This is a genomic window from Paenibacillus sp. 01L418, from assembly GCF_056400045.1.
Genome location: NZ_JBFTSN010000502.1, coordinates 1 through 4188, shown reverse-complemented (window position 1 = coordinate 4188; position 4188 = coordinate 1). Strand labels below are relative to the sequence as shown.

3 protein-coding genes and 1 pseudogene are annotated in these 4188 nt (G+C 48.5%); all 4 read right to left on the bottom strand.

Annotation, left to right across the window (positions count from 1 at the left end; translation table 11 throughout):
• A pseudogene (locus AC1DSE_RS31375) lies at positions 1-318 on the bottom strand (phage tail sheath family protein); the annotation flags it as partial.
• A 102-nt stretch (positions 319-420) separates the two neighbouring features.
• Entirely contained in the window at positions 421-1221 is an 801-nt protein-coding gene (locus tag AC1DSE_RS31370) for a peptidase associated/transthyretin-like domain-containing protein (protein WP_477509368.1), read from the bottom strand.
• Positions 1214-1792, bottom strand: coding sequence for a Pvc16 family protein (locus tag AC1DSE_RS31365; RefSeq protein ID WP_477509369.1), 579 nt, complete (start codon positions 1790-1792; stop codon positions 1214-1216). Before AC1DSE_RS31365 ends, AC1DSE_RS31370 begins: the two co-directional genes overlap by 8 nt.
• Before the next feature lie 167 nt (positions 1793-1959).
• The gene (locus tag AC1DSE_RS31360; protein WP_477509370.1) at positions 1960-4176 is read right to left on the bottom strand and encodes an AAA family ATPase; all 2217 of its coding nucleotides are present in this window, start codon (positions 4174-4176) and stop codon (positions 1960-1962) included.
• Positions 4177-4188 lie beyond the last annotated feature (12 nt).

Below are 4188 nucleotides of genomic sequence, written 5' to 3'. Positions count from 1 at the left end.
CTTCTGAGCTTCGTTAGAGGCAGTTTTGGCATCTGACGGCGCTACCCGGGAAATGAAGCAGCGGGAGCCTCCGTTTGTGAAAAACTGATTAACCGCATGCGCAAGAAAACGGTATGAGCCAAAAGCATTTTCAGATAAATAGGAACCATATACACGTCCAAAATCAGCTGGACTTGTAATAAGCTGCGGTAAACCCTCGACTGGTCCGCGAGCAGCAAGCCCAATAAAGCCCGCTGTGCTCGTACTAACACCTTCCAGTGGTTTGGCGCCGCTCTCAAATTCCTCCACATAGACGCCTGGCGATAAATACTCAGCCATGTGTGATCTCCTCTCTGAATCTATTTATGTATTAGGTAATGGCAGGCATATTTCTCCCGCGTCAACCCCAAGACCAATTGGAATGCGTCAGAATAGTTAATCCTACTGAAGGACTAAAGTCTGCGCTGATACTACTTCACCCGCTTGCGCCGTCAACTCGGTCGCAGCGCTGCCATGTTCATTAATTGCAAACACTTTAATAGGAAAACTGGTGGGCAGTATGCCGCGGAATGGAAGAATAACGATACCGTTATTTGCACTGCTCGTTTGAACAGCAGGCAATAATAGCGCGCCTCTTCGATAGTTTTCCTGCAATGGCTGCTCGAATCGCAGTCCATTGCCGGGCAAAATCTCAGCTACACGCACAAGCTCCTCATTGCCTTGACCGCGAAGCAGTAAGCTCTCGCCTGCAACCGTCTGTCCCTGCAACTGCCCCACTGCTGCTGTATCTGCACCAGCAAGCAGCGAATCTTGCATAATTCTACCTCGTGCTGCGGCATCCTCGCATATGTAAGCCCAAACCTCAGCATCAGCACAAGGTCTGCTAGCAGCATCACATAACTCAAAGGTGACAGCTGTCGAATCTGCAGGATAAGCATATTTGGGACTAGGCAAAAGCGGTACTGTAATCATTGGGTATAATTTTGAAATAGAAGCGGTTTCAATCTGTTTCCTGTAGGGTATAAATACAGATGAGGTAACGGAGAGCACATAGCTGCCAGAGGGAAGGTCAAGAAACAGAAAGGTCCCGTTAGGCTTCCGAATGGGTTTCTTATGAATGCCCTCAAGTGAAACGGATAACGCGGAAGGTGCAAGCAGCCTTCTTGTCCATACGTCAACTGGCGATACAACAAGCGAGCAGCGAGTTACCCTCGTTGAACGATGGTGTGACATATTAGCCACCGTCCTTTTCCTCAAGCACAATATGACGCTCGACAACTCGCGAAACCGGCTTCACACGATTCGAATCGAGCATGACAGGGCCTATGCGATAGACGACAGAAAGCTTGTACGGCGTATCACCGAACTGCCAAAGCTTCAGTAAATCTTCGCCTTCCATGCTGACTAGATTCATCCTTATCGCACCGTTTCCTTCAGCAAGCGTGCCTTCAAGATATGTACCGCTGAGTACGGCATTATCATAAAAGACCTGCATAGCACGACCTAATATCCGATGCTCGTCCAATGCACGCGTTAATCGATTCGCACTCGAATGCGCTGTCATTAAAAAATAAAAATCAAGCGCCTGCGGCGGGTACTGAAGCACACCTCCACGATCCACCATGCCCGTCCGGCGAGATTCGCCATTTTCCTTAACGTTGAACAAAAACAAGGAAAGAGCTAGATCGCCTGCATCCCGGGGCGAAGCCATTCCGATCAACTCGGGACGCGGCACTGGGTCAGGCGTAAGATGATCACGTAGCAAGCGCAGCATGCTGGCTTCCAAATCCGCAATAACCGTATATCCACCCATCAGCCTATCACTCCCAAAAAAATCAAAATGGTATTCGATTTCTATTATAGCTTCTCTACTACCAATTGACTACGCAAAATTACTCAATTTATGTCAATTTTCCTGACTTCGCGAACCAAATTCAGTAAAATTACTACATTTTACAACAAATTATTAATAAAAACTTGCTAGTTATACGGTTCGAACGATTCTTTCACGACAATTTTCCCCATCTTGTGGAGCTCTTGACGTGTCGCACGAACCATATGCCTCATGCCGATTGAAGCTTGCTCCGAGGCAGCCATAAACGCGGCAGACAGGACAATATTTTTAATATGACCGCCTGATGCATCGATGCGCGCTGCTAGAAATGACAGATCAAGGTCAGGATCAAGCGGCGCATCCTTAGGCAGCAGCGAGCGGAAAATTTGCTCCCGATGGGCGGCATCCGGGAATGGAAAGTTAACGATTACCTGCATTCTTCGCAAAAAGGCTTCGTCCATATTTTGCAGCAAATTGGTTGCTAGAATCGAGATACCCTCGAAACTTTCAATGCGCTGCAGAAGATAGGATGCCTCCATGTTCGCGAATCTATCATTTGAATCTTTTACTTCCGTTCGTTTGCCGAACAAGGAGTCTCCTTCGTCAAAAAACAGGACAGCCCCGCTGCTTTCCGCTTCAGCAAACAGCTCTCTCAAGTTTTTTTCCGTTTCTCCGATATATTTGCTCACAACGCGCGACAGATCAATACGGTAAAGCTCTAGTCCCATCTCTCCCGCAACGACTTCAGCTGCCATCGTTTTGCCCGTGCCAGGAGGCCCAGCAAACAACATGCTTAAGCCTCGACCATAAGGCAGCTTATGACCAAAGCCCCATCGATTAAACACCGTTTCGCTATGCTTATGCCTGCTGCACGCATCCTTAAGAAGCTCCAGCGGCTCCTCTGGCAATATCAGATCATCCCATCGCCGAACTAGCCGTTGCTTCTCCGCAAGCTCGGACAAACGATGCTGAACCTGTGTTCGCGAGGCATGGGCATAATCATCAAGTGTAGGGAATTCATGCTTGTTATGGTAAGCTAGGCGATCTGCTTGTTTGCTCATTCCCTCGATCTGCCCAGCTGTAAAAGCATACTTATCGGCTAAATGTCTAAGCAGACTACGATCCGCTCTTTCATCGCTGCAGCGCTGCCAGAGCTGCAATCGCACTTCTGCGTTAGGAACATGCACAGTGTGGCTCGTTAATGCAGAAAACGCTGGAAGCGGCAGCTGTGAGGAGCGTCTTTCTACTCGCGTTAGCCATAACACGACAGGGAGCCTTGCTAATTCTATATAGTTAGTAAGCGCCTTGCGAACCCTTTCCTGCTGATGAGGCCAGCCCTCAGCTGCGCTTCTTTCACCCTCCCCCTCATCGAAGCATAAAACAGCTACAGATAAGAGTGATTCACGTACAATATTGTTCAACTGCTCCGTCATCGCATCTTCATCCTTAGCAAGCTTGTCTAGCTTGACAAGCAGCAGCGGCTGCTCCAAAGACTGAGCCAGATGTCTGGCATGCAGCTTTTTGCCGGCGCCCGAAGGTCCGCTTAACTGAATAAACGGTATTTCATACTGCTCATTCTCATCATCTTGAGTGAATGATTTGTCTCCCTTGAAGGATCGTTCCCTTTGCACAATTTGCAGCAGCATGTCTTGAAGCTCGCAATTAAACGCCAGCTCTGGAGCTGACCTCGCCCCATCGTATAAGGTACAAACGTCTTCAATTCTGGAATCCAGCTTTTCAGTATCCAGCAGAAACGAGATAATACGGGCGTCCATGCGCAGCGGCTGCTTCAGCATGCTTCTCTCAGCGGGTACTGCCGCTCTGCCTGATCTCAGTACAAATCTGCCAAGGGTCGAATAACCTGCGAGCAGCGAACGAGCATGATAAAACTCTTCTTTCGAATCTCCTAACAATCGCAGCGCAAGCTCCGCGGTAGGCACCCGCAGCGTAACGTCGTCATTCAAATAGCCAAACCAGCTTTCATAACGTGAATCAAGCTCAGCTGCAAGGCATAACATAACGCAGCGTTTTTCCCATGTCGAAAGACGAAGAGTCCATGACAAATAGGCGAACGGGAGCCTTGCTCCCTCGCTTACGCTGTCATGGATGTGCTGTGAAAACTGTCGTTCCGCCTCTACACGAAATTGTCTAAACGAAGCTAGTGCATCTACTTCCTGTAAAGACTCGTTTCCTAGAAACGATCGTTCTATATCGATAGCATTAACGACGAGGCCGCGCATTGACATTGGCGTTTGACCATCGATTTCCTTGCTCTCAAAATCTGCAAGAAGAACTCGCAGCCCTTGTTCCAGCAAAGCGAGCTCGTCACGTAAATAATCGAATCCTGTTTCATAAAATCGCATGATGGTTCACCC

What these genes read in the sequence shown, in the direction of transcription:
- AC1DSE_RS31365 (WP_477509369.1), bottom strand. Translation starts at nt 1,792, where the DNA reads ATGGGTGGATATACGGTTATTGCGGATTTGGAAGCCAGCATGCTGCGC.
- AC1DSE_RS31360 (WP_477509370.1), bottom strand. Translation starts at nt 4,176, where the DNA reads ATGCGATTTTATGAAACAGGATTCGATTATTTACGTGACGAGCTCGCT.